We start from the raw sequence: 16111 nt of genomic DNA on the forward strand, positions 1-16111 counted from the left end.
ACCAGTCTGGCCGACCGTACTGACAATCGTCAGACGCCGGTCCGCGGGCGGGAGTTCCGCGCTCCGGTCACCAGTGCTGCGTCGGGGGCGTCAACAGCGCGCTCAGGGCGACCCCTTCGGATTTTCCGGAGGCCCTTGCGGGGTGTCGCGGGAGGGTCCTCCAGATGGGTCCGTAGGAGGGACCGCTCCGGCCGCGAGTTCGAACTCGGCGCGGGGCTGTTCCAGCGAGCCCAGCGAGACGATCTCTCGCTTGAACAGGCCGGAGAGCGTCCATTCGGTCAGGACGCGGGCCTTGCGGTTCACGGTGGGCACCCTGCTGAGGTGGTAGACGCGGTGCATGAACCAGGCAGGGTAGCCCTTCAGTTTGCGGCCGTAGACGTGTGCGACGCCTTTGTGGAGGCCGAGGGAGGCCACCGAACCGGCGTACGCGTGCTCGTAGTCGGTGAGCGGTTCGCCGTGTACGGAGGCCGCGATGTTGTCGCCGAGGGTCCGGGCCTGGCGTACCGCGTGCTGGGCGTTGGGCGCGCACTCCTTGCCGGGCGCGGTGATGTCCGGGACGGCGGCGGCGTCGCCGGCTCCCCACGCGTGCGGGGCGCCGTCGACGGCGAGCGTGGCGGTGCACTTGAGGCGCCCGCGTTCGTTCAGCGGCAGGTCCGTGGCGGCGAGCAGCGGACTCGGCTTGACGCCTGCCGTCCACACGACCGTGCGGGTGGGGAAGCGCGAGCCGTCGCTGAGCACCGCTACGCGGTGCTCGCAGGATTCGAGCCGGGTCTCCAGGCGTACGTCGATGTTGCGGCCGCGCAGTTCGCGGATCGTGTACTGGCCCATTTCCGGGCCCACTTCGGGCAGGATCCGGTCCGAGGCCTCCACGAGGATCCACTTCAGGTCCTCGGCCTTGACGTTGTGGTAGTACTTCGCCGCGTACCGGGCCATGTCCTCCAGTTCGCCGAGCGCCTCCACGCCCGCGTACCCGCCTCCTACGAAGACGAAGGTGAGCGCCGCGTCGCGGATCGCCGGGTCGCGCGTGGACGAGGCGATGTCGAGCTGTTCGATGACGTGGTTGCGCAGGCCGATGGCCTCCTCGACGGTCTTGAACCCGATGCCGAAGTCGGCGAGCCCGGGGACGGGGAGCGTGCGGGAGACCGAGCCCGGCGCCAGGACCAGTTCGTCGTAGGTGAGGGTGGCGGCGCCCGTGCCCTCTTCCTCGCTGGCCAGCGTGGTGTACGTGACCGTGCGCTTGCCGTGGTCGATGGACTGCGCCTCGCCGACGATCACTTGGCAGAGGTCGAGCGCGCGGCGCAGCGCGACGACGACATGGCGCGGCGAGATCGATCCGGCGGCGGCCTCCGGCAGGAAAGGCTGATAGGTCATGTACGGGTCGGGGGTGATCAGAACGATCTCCACGGCACCGCTCTTGAGCTCCGGTTTGAGCTTCTTCTGGAGCCGCAGAGCCGTGTACATCCCGACGTAACCGCCGCCGACTACAACAATGCGCGTACACGTCGGGGGCACGGGGGTCGACCCCCGGAAGATTGCAGTCCTCACCCTCCCATGACGCATCGGGCCCATGCGTTTGTCCACAGCCCCGACCATTTGTATGACGACCAGAAGTACCCCTCGCCGCCCGGCGATCGACCCGCGTTCGGGGGAGGTTCCCAGGTCAGCGTCCGAAGTGGGGCCCTGGGCCGGGGTGGAGGGCGACGGGGCCGTCATGGCGAAATCCCGTACATGCTCCTTTCGAGGGGCGCCCGGTGCGGAACCTGCCTCTTCTGAATTGCTCCCGGCTCAACTATGTTCGTCTCTTGTCGGGGTGTCTGGGGGGATACGCGGACGGGATCGGGAAGAGGTCCCGGAAACCGCTGTCTGTTCCTCTGGCTCCGACAGACAATGGCGGGGAGTGTCTCCGGGGGGAGACGTCATTACCGGGGGAACACATATGCACATTCAGGACTCTCATTGGACCTCAGCCTCTGCCGTCGCGCCCTCGGGCGCGACCATGGGGGCCAACGGACGGGGGGCGGGCGACAGTTCGCGCTCCACGCCGCTGCGGGTGGACGCACAGCGCAATCTTGAGCATGTGCTGCGTGCGGCTAGGGAGGTCTTCGGCGAGCTGGGGTACGGGGCGCCCATGGAAGACGTGGCGCGCCGCGCTCGCGTCGGGGTGGGCACGGTGTACCGGCGCTTTCCCAGCAAGGACGTACTGGTGCGGCGGATAGCCGAGGAGGAGACCTCGCGGCTGACCGACCAGGCGCGCACGGCGCTCGGTCAGGAGAACGAACCGTGGTCGGCGCTCTCGCGCTTCCTGCGGACCTCGGTCGCCTCGGGGGCGGGCCGGTTGCTGCCCCCGCAGGTACTGCGGGTCGGGGTCGCCGACTCCGAGGAGGGTGTGCGCGACGAACTGCGCGTGCCCGAGCAGCGTGCGGCGACGCCGGAGCTGCGACTCGTCGAGCAGCACGAGCAGCAGCCGATGGCCGGCGGCGAGGGCCTGCCCGCGGACGACACGGGGGCCGCGGCGCTCCTCGAGGTCGTGGGCCGGCTCGTGGACCGCGCCCGGGAGGCCGGTGAGCTGCGCGCCGACGTCACCGTGTCGGACGTGCTGCTGGTCATCGCGACGGCGGCCCCGTCGCTTCCGGACGCGGTGCAGCAGGAGGCGGCCTCCGCCCGGCTGCTCGACATCCTGCTCGAAGGGCTGCGGTCACGGCCGGCGTGACCGGTCGGATCCTCACCGAACCGAGGGGGTGACCGCGGGTCGACCACATGGTCACTCGCGGTCAACTCTCGTTTACGGGACGGTGGTTGAGGCTTCCCCGAACGGGTGATCCTTAGGGGTCGCGCACGCGAAATCTCCACGGATGAGTGGTTGCCGTGCAGCAACCACTTCGGGGGCCCTTGCGTGTGGCACTCTTTCCCGGTGATCGGGTCAGAGTGGGCGGTCGGGGGCATTCCGCAATGAGTGTTGACGGGCGGGACGAGCAGCGGCCCGAGGGCGGTGGGACGAGCGCCGGGAGCCCGCCCTCGCGGCAGGTGCCGAACCAGGGCGGTCCGGGGCGCACGCCCGCAGAGCAGCCGGACCTGCAGGCACCGGATCTGCAGACATCGGTGCCGCCTCAGCGCGAGAGCGGTTCGTCCGGCGGCGGCGACGGCGAGGTGCCGTCCTCCGACGCCGACCTGATCGGCCGCATGCGCGCGGGCGACGACAGCGCCTACGAAGAGCTGTACCGCCGCCACTCCGCCGCCGTGCGCCGCTACGCCCGCACCTGCTGCCGCGACGGGCACACCGCCGACGACCTCACGGCCGAGGTGTTCGCCCGCACGCTTCAGGCGGTGCGCAGCGGCAGCGGTCCCGAGCATGCGGTGCGCGCCTATCTGCTGACCACGGTGCGCCGCGTGGCCGCGAGCTGGACGAAGTCGGCGAAGCGCGAGCACCTCGTCGACGACTTCGCCGTGTTCGCCACGCAGGACGCCCGCTCGCGGGAGGCCAGCGACGACGACACGCTCGACCTGGGCGCCGACGTCCTCGCGATGCACGAGGCGGAGCAGTCGATGGCCATGCAGGCCTTCCGCTCGCTGCCCGAGCGCTGGCAGGCCGTGCTGTGGCACACGGAGGTCGAGGAGGAGTCGCCCAGCGAGGTCGCGACGCTGTTCGGGCTCGATGCCAACGGCACGCGCGTGCTCGCCAAGCGCGCCCGCGAGGGCCTGAAGGAGGCCTACCTCCAGGCCCATGTGTCGAGCACGCTCACGCAGTCCGAGGAGTGCGCCCGCTACGCGGACCGGCTCGGCGCCTACGCGCGCGGCAGCCTGCGCACGCGGGCGGAGCGGGGCCTGCGCAAGCACATGGAGGAGTGCGCCAAGTGCCGGCTCGCGGCCGGCCAGATCAAGGAAGTCGCCAGCGGCATCCCCGGTGTCGTACCGATCGCGGTCATCGGCTGGTTCGGCGCCGCCGGGTACGCGAAGGCCGCGGCGTTCATCGGCGGTGGCGCCGCGGGTGCGGCGGGCGCGGCCGGGGCCGGTGCGGCCGCGGCGTCGGGCGGCGGTTCCACGAGCGGCGGCGCCGCGGGTGGCGCGGCCTCCGAAGGACTCGGTGCCCCCGCGAAGGCGGGGATCGCGGCCGGTGTCGTGGCCGCCGGAACCGCCGTCGCGCTGGCGATGGCGCTCACGGGCGGCGACCCGAAGCCGAAGCCGGAGGCCCGCGAGAAGGCGCCGCCGCCCGCCTCACAGCCGATCGAGCCGAAGAAGCCGAAGCCCGAGCCCAAGCCGCCGGCGCCGAAGCCGAAGCCGCCGGCCCCCAAGCCGACGCCGACGCCGCCCAAGCCCTCCCCCAAGCCGACCCCGAAGCCCACGCCCAAGCCGACGCCACCGAAGCCGAAGCCGCCGGCTCCCAAGCCGACGCCGCCCAAGCCGACCCCGAAGCCGCCGCCGCCGCCCGCCCCGACCGTCTACCAGGTGAACAAGCTGCAGTACGACACCCTCGGGGACGACTCGCAGCCGGAGATCCGGCTCGGCGAGAGCAGCTGGGTGTGGCAGCGCTACGGCATGTCGATCGCCGGCAAGCAGTACGCGAACGGGGTGTCGGTGCACTCCCGGTCCTCCGTCACCATCGACCTCAACCGGAGCTGCACGACGTACGACGCCTTTGCCGGTGTCGACGACATGACGCTCGGTCTCGGCGCCGTCCGGTTCTCCGTCTACGTCGACGGGGCGCGGGCCTGGAGCTCGTCCGTCGTCAAGGGCCGTGATCCCGCCGTGCCGGTGCATGTGAACGTGGCCGGGGCGAAGTCGATCCGGCTCGTGACCGAACCGAACAGCCCGACCGACTCGGTGGCGGTCGCCGACTGGGCGGAGTCCCGCTTCACCTGTAGCTGATCGGTCGGCGTCAGCCGCCCGTATCGGTATCGGTGTCGGCGCCCGTATCGGTGTCGGCGCCGGCCTCCAGCTCCGCCAGGAGCCGCTCGTGCGTGAGCGCGGCGCCCGCCGCGCGCTCCGCCTCGTACCGTGCGTCGCCGAGCTCGGCCCGCGCGCGGGACTCCGCGGCCTCGTACTCCTCGCGCTCCGGCATCGACCTCGGCAGACCGGCACGCATCACGTCGGCCGCCGCGAAGATGCGCACGGCGCGTGCCACGTCGCCCGCGCTCGCGTGCAGTGCGGCTCCGACGTCGACGAGGTCCGCGGTCACCGACTCGGCCGTCTGCCCCAGGACCTCGTCGCGCAGCAGACCGACCACCTTCCCGAGGCCGGCCCGGGGGCCCGACTCCGCCGCGGTGACGCGGGCGTCGACCACGCCGAGGGCCGCGACGAACTGCGGTGGCGGGGTGCCGCCCTCGGCCACCGCGCGCGAGACGTCCAGGTGCTCGCGCGCGGTGGCCACGTCACCCTCCGACAGGGCGAGGTAGGCCCGCAGCAGCCGGGCGAAGGCCGCGGTGTCCACCACCCCGTAGCGCTCCGCCTCGGCGGTCGCCATGTCGAGCGTCTTCTGCGCGGCGTCCCGGTCGCCCGCGCGGAAGGAGATCTCCGCGAGGCGCGCCATGAGGAAGGGCGACTCGGCGTACGCCCCCACTTCGTAGGCGAGCAGCAGCGCCTCCTCATACTCGCCCTTGGCCTCCTCGTACAGGCCTCGCCCCATGGCGGCCTCGCCTGCCGCGCTGCACACCTGGGCCCGCATCCAGCGGTCGCCCACCCGGCGGCTCAGGCCCCGCAGTTCGGCCAGGTCGTCGTCGACGCCGCTCATGTTGCCCGGCATGTCGACCGCCATGTGCGCGCGGAACATCAGGGTGACGCCGAGCTCCCAATCGCCGCCGAAGCGGCGGCAGTTGGCGACGGCGGCGTCCAGGTCGGCGCGCACGTCGCGGCCTTCGAGCAGGAACAGCGTGAACGGCCAGATGATGCCGGGGAAGCGGGCTCCCTGCGGGTTGGGCGGCGCGAAGACGGACTGCACGCGCAGCGCGTACGCGCGCTGCTCCTCGTCGGCGACGGCCCTGTGCGGGTAGATCTCCGAGAGGAGGAACAGGGAGAGCAGCCGCAGGTTCATCTGCGGCCAGTACATCGGGTCCTCGGTGTCCTCGGGGAGCACGCCGTCCGGCAGCAGCCTCATGATGCGCTCGACCCAGTTCGAGCCCTCGTGGCGGTAGTTGCGCAGCCACCAGAACCAGCCCATGTGCAGCGCCAGGGCGATCGCCGACTCCAGGTCCACGGGTCCCGACCCTGAGGCGACGCGGGTCAGCGCCGCGCGGATGTTGTCAAGCTCCGCCTCCAGACGCTGGATCCACGGGAGTTGCTCGGCGGAGCGCAGCTTGGGGTCGGCCGCCTCGACCAGCGCGCGCAGGTGGGCGATGTGCCGCCGCTCGGCCTCCGCCAGGAGCTCGGGTGCCTGCGCGGCACGCTCCGTGGCGTACTCGTGGATGGTCTCCAGCATCCGGTAGCGCATGCCCGCGCCGTGCTGCTCCTGGTGGGGCGCGGCGACGAGCAGCGACTTGTCCAGGAGGGAGCCGATGACGTCGGCGACCTCGCCGGCGGAGCACACGGCCTCCGCCGCCTCCAGGTCCCAGCCGCCGGCGAAGACCGAGAGCTCGCACAGGGTGCTGCGCTCCCGCTCGTCGAGCAGGTCCCAGGACCAGTCGACGACCGCGCGGAGGGTCTGCTGGCGGGGCAGCACGGTGCGGCTGCCGCCGGTCAGCAGGCGGAAGCGGTCGTCGAGCCGGTCCGCGATCTGGCGGGGCGTGAGCAGTCTGAGGCGGGCCGCGGCCAGCTCGATGGCCAGCGGCAGCCCGTCGAGGCGGCGGCAGATCTCGGCGATGGCCGCACGGTCCTGGCTGGGGTCGAAGCCGGGGCGGACCGCGGCGGCCCGTTCGGCGAACAGGCGGTGGGCGGGGTCCGGAGGCAGCGGCTCGACGGGGCGCACGGACTCCCCCGGGACGCCGAGGGGTTCGCGGCTGGTGGCGAGGATCGTGAGGCCGGGGCAGCGCGTGAGGAGGGTCTCGGCGAGCTGGGCCGCTGCGCCGATGACATGTTCACAGTTGTCAAGGATCAGGAGCAGGCTGCGGTGGGCGCAGTGCTCTACGAGGAGGCTGGTCGGATCGGTCTGCGGGCCCGACAACTCGTTCGTCATCAGGACCGTCTCACGCAGGTCCAGTGCGCTGACCACCGCGCCCGGCACCGCCAGCGGATCGTCGAGCGGCGCCAGCTCGACCAGCCAGGCGTGCGGGAGCGGCGCTGCGGCTTCCTCCGCGAGGCGGGTCTTGCCGGAACCGCCCGGGCCCGTGAGGGTGACCAGACGTGCTCCTCGCAAGTGGGAACGGATGGCGGCGAGTTCGGGTTCCCGCCCGACGAACGAATTGAGCCGTGGCCGGAGATTGCCGTTCCGGGGCCGCGGGGCGGTCGAATACAGCCCCGCTGTTGGACGAGAGCCGGCGGGGTCCGGGGCAGAGCCCCGAGACGCCACCCACGGGTGGGCGGTCGGGTCGGGAGGTGTCAGCAACTCCGCGTACAGGGACGCCAGTTCGGGGCCCGGGTCCGTCCCAAGACCCTCGGCCAACGTACGCCGGGCCTCCTCGTACGCCGCCAGCGCATCCGCCCCGCGCCCCGCATCGCGCAACGCGCGGATCAGCAGGGCGCGCAGCGACTCGTCGTACGGATACGCGGTGGTGAGCTCCCGCAGCTCCGGTACGAGGTCGAGGGCGCGGCCGAGGCGCAGGTCCGCCTCCACGCGGGCGCGGGTGGCGTCCTGACGGCGGGCCTCGTGGCGGGTGGCGGCCGCCTGGTCGGGGAGGTCGGCGAGGGCCGGTCCGCGCCACAGCGCGAGCGCGTCCCGCAGCGTGCGGGCGGCGGTCTCCGGGTCGTCCGCGGCGAGGGCATCGACGCCCTCACGGGTCAGGCGCTCGAAGACGTACAGGTCGATGTCCCCGCGGCTCGCGGCGAGGCGGTAGCCGCCGGCCTCGGAGGTGACGGCCTCCTTGCCGAGCGCGCGGCGGAGCCGGCCGACCAGCGCCTGGAGGGCGGCCGGGGCGTCGGCGGGCGGGTCGTCGGCCCAGACGTCGTCGATGAGCGCGTCGGTGGGCGCGGTGTGCGGGGTGTGCAGGGCCAGGGACGTGAGCAGGGCGCGCAGCCGCGGGCCGCCCACGGGCACGGGTGTGCCCTCGTCGTCGTATGCCTGTGTGGTGCCCAGGATCTTGTACTGCACTGAGGCATTGTCGCCGCTGCGTGGCACGAGGTCCCAGTCTTTTCCCCGGCGCGGCTGCCTTCACGGCTACCGGTGCCGCTCGCCGCCGTCGGCCAGCTACCGGCGCTGGTGCCCAGCCGCTCGCCGCCCTCGGCCGGTTACCTCGGCCCCGCTCCCAGGGCGCGTTCCGGGACGACGCTTCCCGTCGGCACCGCACGCGCGCGTGCCGGGGTGCCGGTCCAGCAGGTGCCGCGGCGGGAGAGGAGGCGGCGCAGCCACAGTTCGAGGGCGACCAGGTCCGCCAGGCCGTCGAGCGGCAGGGGTTCGCCGTCGGCCGCTGCGCGCAGGGCCTTGCGGACCACGCGGGCCTCGATCAGGCCGGTCTGTGCGAGCAGGGGTGTGTCGAAGAGCCCGATGAGGTGGTCCGCGGCGAGGCGGAGCCCGGCGCGGGTCGCGGCGGACGACGAGGCGTGGGAGGGGGCGCCCCAGCCGGGCGGCAGTTCGCTGACGCCCGCGCCTTCGAGGACCCGGCGCAGGATGTCGGCCCGGGCCCCCGGCTGGACGCGCAGCGCCTCGGGCAGGGCGCGGCAGGCGCGGACGACCTGGTTGTCGAGGAAGGGGGCGTGCAGGCGCTGGAAGCGGACCTCCGCGGCCTGTTCGAGGATGCGCAGGTCGGCCGCGTGCCGGGCGAGGCTCGCGCGGGCCCGGAACTCTCCGGGGCGCTGGCCGGGCCCAGGGCCCGGACGGGTCTTCCCGTCGTGGAGGCGAACCGATACTTCTGCGAGCGCCTCCCCGGTCAGCCAGCGCGCGGCGGGCCCCGGTCTGGCCCACGCGAGAGCGGCGAGCGAGGCCCCGACGGCGCCGCCCGGCTCCTCGAAACTGCGCTGAAGAAGTCTGCTGGAGAGACCTTCGAGGCCCGCCTTGTAGGGCGTACGGGCGAGTTTTCTGGCCGCTCCGTAGACGCGCGCCGGCACCGCGAGGGAGCCGTCCGCCTTCGTGAGCGCCGCGACGGGGCGCACCATGTGGCGCCGGCGCCGGTCCATCAACAGGTCGGCCAGGCGCGCCGGATGGGCGTCCAGGACCTGGCGGGCCCCGTAGCCGGTGAAGTGGTCGGCGCTGCCGGAGACGAGGCGCGCGCGGTGGCGTGCGGCCGTGACGAGGGACGAGCTCGGCTCGTCGGTGAGCGGCCCGTCCAACTCGGCGTACGGAAGCGCCTCTTCGCCTGCCGCCACCACTACGTGGTGGAGGCGTGGGTTCGCGGCGAGCGCCCCGGCTCTCTCGAGCTCCGACTCGTGCTGGTCCGCCCGCGACGAGCGGTCGTTGAAGGTGACCGCCAGAAGGCGCTCGCCCGCGCCCGTGCCGTGCCCGAGGACCGTGCCCGGCATGCCGGGCAGGCCCGCCGCGAGGAGCGCGAGGGTGCCGGACGCCGGTCCGCCGGAGACGTCGGCGCCGATGCCGGGCACGGGCATACCGCGGGCGGCCCGGCGCTCGGCGGGGCCCATGCCGGGCACGGGTCCGGGGTCCAGGTCGGTGCCGGGCACGTGCCGGGGCGCCGCGAGGCGGGTCCGTACCGCCTCCACGAGGGCGTCCCTGACGTCGTCCACGGCGCTCTCGGGGTCGACGGCACCCGCGCCCACGGCGAGCGACGCCACGGGCTCGTAGCCGGCGATCTCGCGGGACCCGGCGCGCAGGATCAGCGCGTGGCCCGGCGGGATGCGGTGCACGCCCTGGTAGGGCGTCGAGTCGTGCAGCGCCTCCGGGACGTCGGGCGCCGCGAGGAGTGCGGCCAAGTGCCCCACGTCCAGGTTGGCTTCGATGAGGTCGGCGAGCGGGAGCGCCGCCGTCGCGTACGCGGTGCCGCCCGCCCAGGGGGTGTGGAACACGGGGCGCGCGCCCGCGAGATCGCCCACCACCGTGACGCGGCGGCCTGCTTGGACGACGGCCGTGTAGCTGCCGGGCCAGGCCGTGAGGTGACGCAGGGCGCCGCCGCGCGCCGCGAACAGGCCCACCCTCAGCTGCTCGTCGGAGGCGCCGCACACGCCGAGGACCGCGATCCGTGTGTGGTCGTCGGCCTTCACGATGCGTACTTCGTCGGGGCGCCAGTCACCGACCGCCCACAGCGGATCCGGGTCGCCCCACAGGAGTTGGGAACCCACCGGGTGTACCGTTTCGCCCTCTGTTCCCATGGCACCCGCGGAACCGAGGGCAACGGGCCCGGAGGCGGCACTGCTCCACCCCACCAACCAGCGCATCGCCGCCTCCACAGGCTGTGGACAACCAAGGGTTCCCCATGCTGCCACGAAGGCGGCCTCAAGGAGGGGACACGGCGAAGGGAAGGAGCGAGCGAAAATTGACGTACGCTCCCCCTAATGCGCCCCTTTTGAGCCGTGGTTGAACCGTGGTACGACCCGGTTCAGTTCGGATGTCGGGGGCGAGATTCGGCCAAATCGGCCGTTGATGGCCGGAGCTGAACACCCCGCTTCGGCCACAGCGCGCAACGCACAGTCCGGGAGGCGCAGTTCGCCTCCCGGACCGGTCCGCCGCCCGCGGGGATGTAGGCGGCGGTGTCCCCCAGCCCGCTGGATCCAGTACAGCGGGCCGACCCACGCAGGTCCCATGCAACCGCCGCCCTGTGGCCCCGGTAAGAGCGCACGCACGGGCGCACGGCACCACGCCCGGAGCACACGGTCACACGGCGTGGCCTGCGCCGTACTTCAGTACGGACAACAATCCCGCCATCCGGAATGACGACCCTTAACGCTTGGGATGCGGCGAACTACGCTGGGTGTACGAATGCCGCGCGGTTATGCCAGGCCGAAAAAGTCGGTGTGGTGCCCGGCGCGGCAGCCGTCTGTGTCGAGGGGTGGCTCATGTCCAGGGAGCAACGCGGGCCGAACGAAAAGCTCGGCGCCGTTCTCGCCCTCGCGGGAATCAGCAACGCAGGGCTCGCCCGCCGCGTCAACGACCTCGGTTCACAACGTGGGTTGACGCTCCGCTACGACAAGACGTCGGTGGCGCGCTGGGTGTCGAAGGGCATGGTGCCGCAGGGCGCCGCCCCGCACCTCATCGCCGCCGCGATAGGCCAGAAGCTCGGCCGGCCGGTGCCGCTGCACGAGATCGGCCTGGCCGACGCGGATCCCGCGCCCGAGGTGGGCCTGGCCTTCCCGCGCGACGTACGGGCGGCGGTGAAGTCGGCGACGGAGCTGTACCGGCTCGACCTCGCCGGGAGGCGGGCGGGCAGCGGCGGGATCTGGCAGTCGCTGGCCGGGTCGTTCGCGGTGAGCGCGTACGCGACGCCGGCGTCCCGGTGGCTGATAACCCCGGCCGACTCCTCGGTGGCGCGGGAGGCCCACCATGTGGAGGAGGAGGCGCCGCAGAAGGTCGGCCACAGCGACGTGCAGAAGCTGCGTGAGGCGGCCGAGGACGCGCGGCGCTGGGACTCCAAGTACGGGGGCGGCGACTGGCGTTCGTCGATGGTGCCCGAGTGCCTGCGGGTGGAGGCGGCGCCGCTGCTGCTCGGCTCGTACTCGGACGAGGTGGGGCGCTCCCTGTTCGGGGCCGCGGCCGAACTGACGCGCCTGGCCGGGTGGATGGCGTTCGACACCGGGCAGCAGGAGGCGGCGCAGCGGTACTACATCCAGGCGCTCAGGCTCGCGCGCGCGGCGGCGGACGTGCCGCTCGGCGGCTATGTCCTCGCCTCCATGTCGCTTCAGGCCACCTACCGCGGGTTCGGCGACGAGGGCGTCGACCTCGCGCAGGCCGCCATCGAGCGCAACCGGGGGCTCGCGACGGCCCGGACCATGAGCTTCTTCCGGCTCATCGAGGCACGCGCGCACGCGCGCACCGGTGACGGGCACGCGGCCGGGGGCGCGCTGCGGGCCGCCGAGGGGTGGCTCGAGCGGGCCAGGGACGGCGACACCGACCCTTCGTGGCTCGGCTTCTACTCGTACGACCGGTTCGCGGCGGACGCGGCCGAGTGCTATCGCGACCTGAAGGCGCCCCGTCAGGTGCGGCGCTTCACGGAGCAGGCGCTGTCGAAGCCCACGGAGGAGTTCGTGCGCTCGCACGGCTTACGTCTCGTGGTGTCGGCGGTGGCGGAGCTGGAGTCGGGGAACCTGGACGCCGCGTGCGAGCAGGGCACCCGGGCGCTGGAGGTGGCCGGGCGGATCTCGTCCGCGCGGACCACGGAGTACGTGAAGGATCTGCTGCACCGGCTCGAGCCGTACGGGGACGAGCCGCGGGTGGTGGAGCTGCGGGAGCGGGCCAGGCCGTTGCTGATGGCTCCGGCGTAGGCCGGGGCCGGGGGCCGTGCAACCGTTGCGTCGCGCAGGGGGTGGCTTCTCGCTGCCCTCCATCCGCATGAATTGTCAGTGGGGTCGGGCAAGATGCTGGGTGTGTCGGGAGTGGAGGTGAGGCCCGTGGGGGCGGCTGCGTATGACGGGGACGTGCTGGTGGTCGGCGGGGGGATCGTCGGGCTCTCCACCGCGTATGCCGTGTCGCGGGCGGCGCCGGGGACGCGGGTCGTCGTCCTCGAGAAGGAAGAAGGCCCGGCCCGGCACCAGACGGGGCGGAACAGCGGGGTCATCCACAGCGGGGTCTACTACCGGCCCGGCTCGCTCAAGGCGCGGTTCGCGGTGCGCGGCGCCGCCGAGATGGTCAAGTTCTGCGCGGAGTACGGGATCCCGCACGAGGTCACCGGAAAGCTGATCGTCGCCACGGAGCGCGAGGAGCTGCCCCGCCTGCACGCGCTCGTCCAGCGCGGCCGGGAGAACGGGATTCCGGTGCGCGAGCTCGGCCCCGCGCAGATCCAGGAGTACGAGCCGGAGGTGCGCGGCCTCGCCGCGATCCACGTGGGGACGACGGGGATCGTCGACTACAGCGCGGTCGCCGAGCGGTTCGCCGAGGCGTCCGGGGCCGAGATCCGGTACGGGGCGGACGTCGTGCAGGTCGACCGGCGCCCGGACCGGGGTGTCGCCGTGCGGACGAGAGCGGGCGACGTGGTGCGCGGGCGGGTGCTCGTCAACTGCGCGGGGCTGCGGTGCGACGAGGTGGCGCGGCTGACCGGGGACGATCCGGAGATGCGGATCGTGCCGTTCCGCGGCGAGTACTTCGAGCTCGGGCGGCCCGACCTGGTGCGCGGGCTCGTCTACCCCGTGCCGGATCCGGCGTTCCCGTTCCTCGGGGTGCATCTGACGCGGGGGATCGACGGCGGCGTTCATGTGGGGCCCAACGCGGTGCCGGCGCTCGCGCGTGAGGGGTACGGGTGGGGGGTCGTGCGGCCCCGCGAGGTGGGCGGGACGTTGGCCTGGCCGGGGGCCTGGCGGATGGCGGGGCGGCACTGGCGTTACGGGGCGGGGGAGATCCACCGGTCGTTGTCGAAGGCGGCGTTCACGAAGGCTGTGCGGAGGCTTGTGCCCGGGGTCGACGCGGAGGACATGGTGCCGGTGGCGGCGGGGGTGCGGGCGCAGGCGGTGCTGCGGGACGGGACGTTGGTCGACGACTTCCTCATACGGGAGGGGGCGCGGGCGGTTCACGTGTTGAACGCGCCCTCGCCGGCGGCGACGGCGTCTCTGCCGATCGGGCGGGAGATTGCGCGGCGCGTGCTTGCACTGGTGTGACCTCGGCCGGCACCGGGGTCGACGCCTCGGGGCTTCGCCCCGGACCCCGCTGCTCAAACGCCGCAGGGGCTTGAATTGCCGCACCGGCTGCTCAAGCGTCGATCGCAGGCGCTCACAGTGGCCGTAAAATTGAGCCCACTGTGTCTGAGTCGTCTGAAATCCCCGCGTCCACCGCCCGCCCCAACGAGCCGCGGTTTCCCGACGGGCCCCGGCCCGACCCCGCGCAGTCGCACTACGAGCGCCGCATCCGCAGCTTTCAGCCCCGCCGCGGCCGGGTCACCGACGCGCAGGGTGACGCCCTGCACCGGCTGTGGCCCAAGTGGGGCCTGGACATCGACGGGCAGCGCAGGCTCGACCTCGCGGAGCTGTTCCCCGGCGTCGAGCGCGTCGTCCTGGAGATCGGCTTCGGCATGGGCGAGGCCACGGCGCAGATGGCAGAGGACGACCCGACGACCGGCATCCTCGCGGTCGACGTGCACACGCCCGGCCAGGGCAATCTGCTGAACCTGGCGGAGCGCGCCGGGATCGACAACGTACGGGTGGCGAACGGGGACGCGATCGTGCTGCTGCGCGACATGCTCCCGGACGACTGCCTCGACGGGCTGCGGGTGTACTTCCCCGATCCCTGGCCCAAGAAGCGCCACAACAAGCGGCGACTGATCCAGGCCGAATTTCTGTCCCTGGTGGCCGGGCCGCTCAAGCAGGGCGCCCTCGTGCACTGCGCGACCGACTGGGAGGACTACGCCGAGCAGATGCTCGAGGTCCTCACCGCCCACCCCGATTACGAGAACACCATCGAGGACGGCGGCTACGCGCCCCGCCCCGACTTCCGCCCGCTCACCCGCTTCGAGGGCAAGGGCCTGGACAAGAGCCATGTGGTCCACGACCTGCTCTTCCGGCGCCGATAGGGCCCTTCCCCGATTCAGGGCCGGACCCGGGCCGGATCCCCTCGGCCCCGTCGCGGCGGGCCGCATCCCTCGTTAGGGTCAATTGGTGGCCTCGTATCCCGTCCATCCGCACCGGCAGGACGACGTCCTCGGCGCACACCCGAGCGGCGCGGTCCCGCACGGTGCGGTTCCGCATCCGCGCTGGTGGGAGCGGAAGGGCGTGCGGGCCACCGCGCTCGCGGCGCTGCTCGCGGTCTCCGGGGTCGTGATCCTCGCCCTCGTACGCGAGCAGACCGGCACGGAGGGGTTCCTGGTCGGGCTCGGGCTCGCCGTGCTGCCCGTTCCCCTCCTCATATCCGCGTTCCGCTGGCTGGACCGCGTACAGCCGGGCCCCTGGCGGAACCTGATCTTCTCGTTCGCGTGGGGCGCGTGCGCGGCGGCACTGATAGCGATCGTCGCCAACAGCTTCGCGACCCGCTGGATAGAGACCGCGACCGCCGACCCGTCCAGCGCCGACACCCTCGGCGCCACCGTCATAGCCCCGATCGTCGAGGAGTCCGCGAAGGCGGCGGCCGTGCTGCTCGTCTTCCTGTTCCGCAGACGGGACTTCACCGGAATCGTCGACGGCGTCGTCATCGCCGGGGTCACCGCCACCGGCTTCGCGTTCACCGAGAACATCCTCTATCTCGGCAACGCCTTCGGCACCGACCAGCTCTCCGGCACCGGAGCCGGCCTGACCTCGGTCACCGCCGCCACCTTCTTCGTGCGCATCGTGATGTCCCCGTTCGCGCACCCGCTGTTCACCGTGCTCACCGGCATCGGCTTCGGCATCGCGGCCGCCATGGCGCCGGGCCGCGGCCGACTGCGCCGGATGCTGCTCCCGCTCGCCGGACTGCTCGCCGCGATGGGCATGCACGCGTTCTGGAACGGCTCGTCCTCGTTCGGCGAGTACGGCTTCTTCGCGGTGTACGCCGCGTTCATGGTGCCGGTGTTCGGCGTGCTCACCTGGCTCTCGGTGTACGTACGCCAGCGCGAGCTGCGCACCATCCGCCAGGAGCTGCCCGCCTACGTCGCCGCGGGCTGGCTCGCCCCGCCCGAGCCGTTCGCACTCGGCTCGCTCAAGGCACGGCGCCTCGCCCGCGAGTTCGCGACGCACTACGGCGGCCGGGCCGCCACGACCGCGGTCGCCGAGTACGAGGACTTCGCGACGTCCCTCGCGCTCCTTCGCCACCGCGGCCGCAGGGGCAAGGCAGGCGCGGACTTCGTCGAACGGGAGCGGGACCTCCTTGAAGCGCTGTGGGCGCGGCGCGACTACGCGCGCCCGGCGCTCGCGTACGGCTCCCAGATCGCAGCGCCGATGTGGCTGCCCCCGGTGTACGCGGGCCCACTCGCGCAGGGCCCCGCGTACACCCAGGGCCCCGCGTACCTCTACGACAACCCGTACCGCTACTGAG

General features: G+C 72.9%; 9 protein-coding genes. 6 read left to right on the forward strand and 3 right to left on the reverse strand.

The features are described from left to right. Positions 1-102: 102 nt before the first annotated feature. On the reverse strand, positions 103-1560 hold the full coding sequence (locus ACOKM3_RS20855; protein WP_371591149.1) for an NAD(P)/FAD-dependent oxidoreductase: 1458 nt from the start codon (positions 1558-1560) through the stop codon (positions 103-105). Between the two features lie 376 nt (positions 1561-1936). On the opposite strand from ACOKM3_RS20855, the gene ACOKM3_RS20860 reads away from it, so the two are divergent. Further along, complete coding sequence (locus ACOKM3_RS20860; protein WP_426902534.1) at positions 1937-2710, forward strand: TetR/AcrR family transcriptional regulator; 774 nt, start codon at positions 1937-1939, stop codon at positions 2708-2710. A 239-nt stretch (positions 2711-2949) separates the two neighbouring features. Next, positions 2950-4863: a sigma-70 family RNA polymerase sigma factor gene (locus ACOKM3_RS20865; protein WP_426902536.1), complete on the forward strand. Its 1914-nt coding sequence runs from the start codon at positions 2950-2952 to the stop codon at positions 4861-4863. 10 nt (positions 4864-4873) lie between these two features. On the opposite strand, the gene ACOKM3_RS20870 is transcribed toward ACOKM3_RS20865, so the two are convergent. Together ACOKM3_RS20870 and ACOKM3_RS20875 are read right to left on the reverse strand one after the other, a co-directional pair. Further along, positions 4874-8173 carry an ATP-binding protein gene (locus ACOKM3_RS20870; protein WP_426902538.1) on the reverse strand — a complete coding sequence of 1100 codons (3300 nt, stop codon included), beginning with the start codon at positions 8171-8173 and terminating at the stop codon, positions 4874-4876. Between the two features lie 137 nt (positions 8174-8310). After that, the gene (locus ACOKM3_RS20875; protein ID WP_426902540.1) at positions 8311-10404 is read right to left on the reverse strand and encodes an asparagine synthase-related protein; all 2094 of its coding nucleotides are present in this window, start codon (positions 10402-10404) and stop codon (positions 8311-8313) included. Positions 10405-11022: 618 nt separating this feature from the next. Here ACOKM3_RS20875 and ACOKM3_RS20880 point away from each other — a divergent pair. From ACOKM3_RS20880 to ACOKM3_RS20895, 4 genes are all read left to right on the forward strand, one after another. Next, a complete protein-coding gene (locus tag ACOKM3_RS20880) occupies positions 11023-12444 on the forward strand; it encodes an MFS transporter (protein ID WP_426902542.1) in 1422 nt (473 codons plus the stop codon). Between the two features lie 93 nt (positions 12445-12537). Then, complete coding sequence (gene lhgO, locus ACOKM3_RS20885; RefSeq protein WP_426906856.1) at positions 12538-13770, forward strand: L-2-hydroxyglutarate oxidase; 1233 nt, start codon at positions 12538-12540, stop codon at positions 13768-13770. Positions 13771-13910: 140 nt separating this feature from the next. Continuing rightward, positions 13911-14678 (forward strand): tRNA (guanosine(46)-N7)-methyltransferase TrmB, encoded by a 768-nt coding sequence (gene trmB / locus ACOKM3_RS20890; protein WP_426902544.1) that lies wholly within the window; start codon positions 13911-13913, stop codon positions 14676-14678. An 85-nt stretch (positions 14679-14763) separates the two neighbouring features. Then, positions 14764-16110, forward strand: coding sequence for a PrsW family intramembrane metalloprotease (locus ACOKM3_RS20895; protein ID WP_426902546.1), 1347 nt, complete (start codon positions 14764-14766; stop codon positions 16108-16110). The last annotated feature ends 1 nt before the right edge of the window (position 16111 follow it).

It is taken from the genome of Streptomyces nidicola, assembly GCF_050106155.1.
GTDB lineage: Bacteria > Actinomycetota > Actinomycetes > Streptomycetales > Streptomycetaceae > Streptomyces.

Bases quoted from the DNA above. Each gene is read 5' to 3' on its own strand.
- ACOKM3_RS20860 (WP_426902534.1), top strand. From the start codon at position 1,937: ATGCACATTCAGGACTCTCATTGGACCTCAGCCTCTGCCGTCGCGCCC.
- lhgO (WP_426906856.1), top strand. From the start codon at position 12,538: ATGCTGGGTGTGTCGGGAGTGGAGGTGAGGCCCGTGGGGGCGGCTGCG.
- ACOKM3_RS20880 (WP_426902542.1), top strand. From the start codon at position 11,023: ATGTCCAGGGAGCAACGCGGGCCGAACGAAAAGCTCGGCGCCGTTCTC.
- ACOKM3_RS20855 (WP_371591149.1), bottom strand. From the start codon at position 1,560: ATGCGTCATGGGAGGGTGAGGACTGCAATCTTCCGGGGGTCGACCCCC.
- ACOKM3_RS20865 (WP_426902536.1), top strand. From the start codon at position 2,950: ATGAGTGTTGACGGGCGGGACGAGCAGCGGCCCGAGGGCGGTGGGACG.
- ACOKM3_RS20875 (WP_426902540.1), bottom strand. From the start codon at position 10,404: ATGCGCTGGTTGGTGGGGTGGAGCAGTGCCGCCTCCGGGCCCGTTGCC.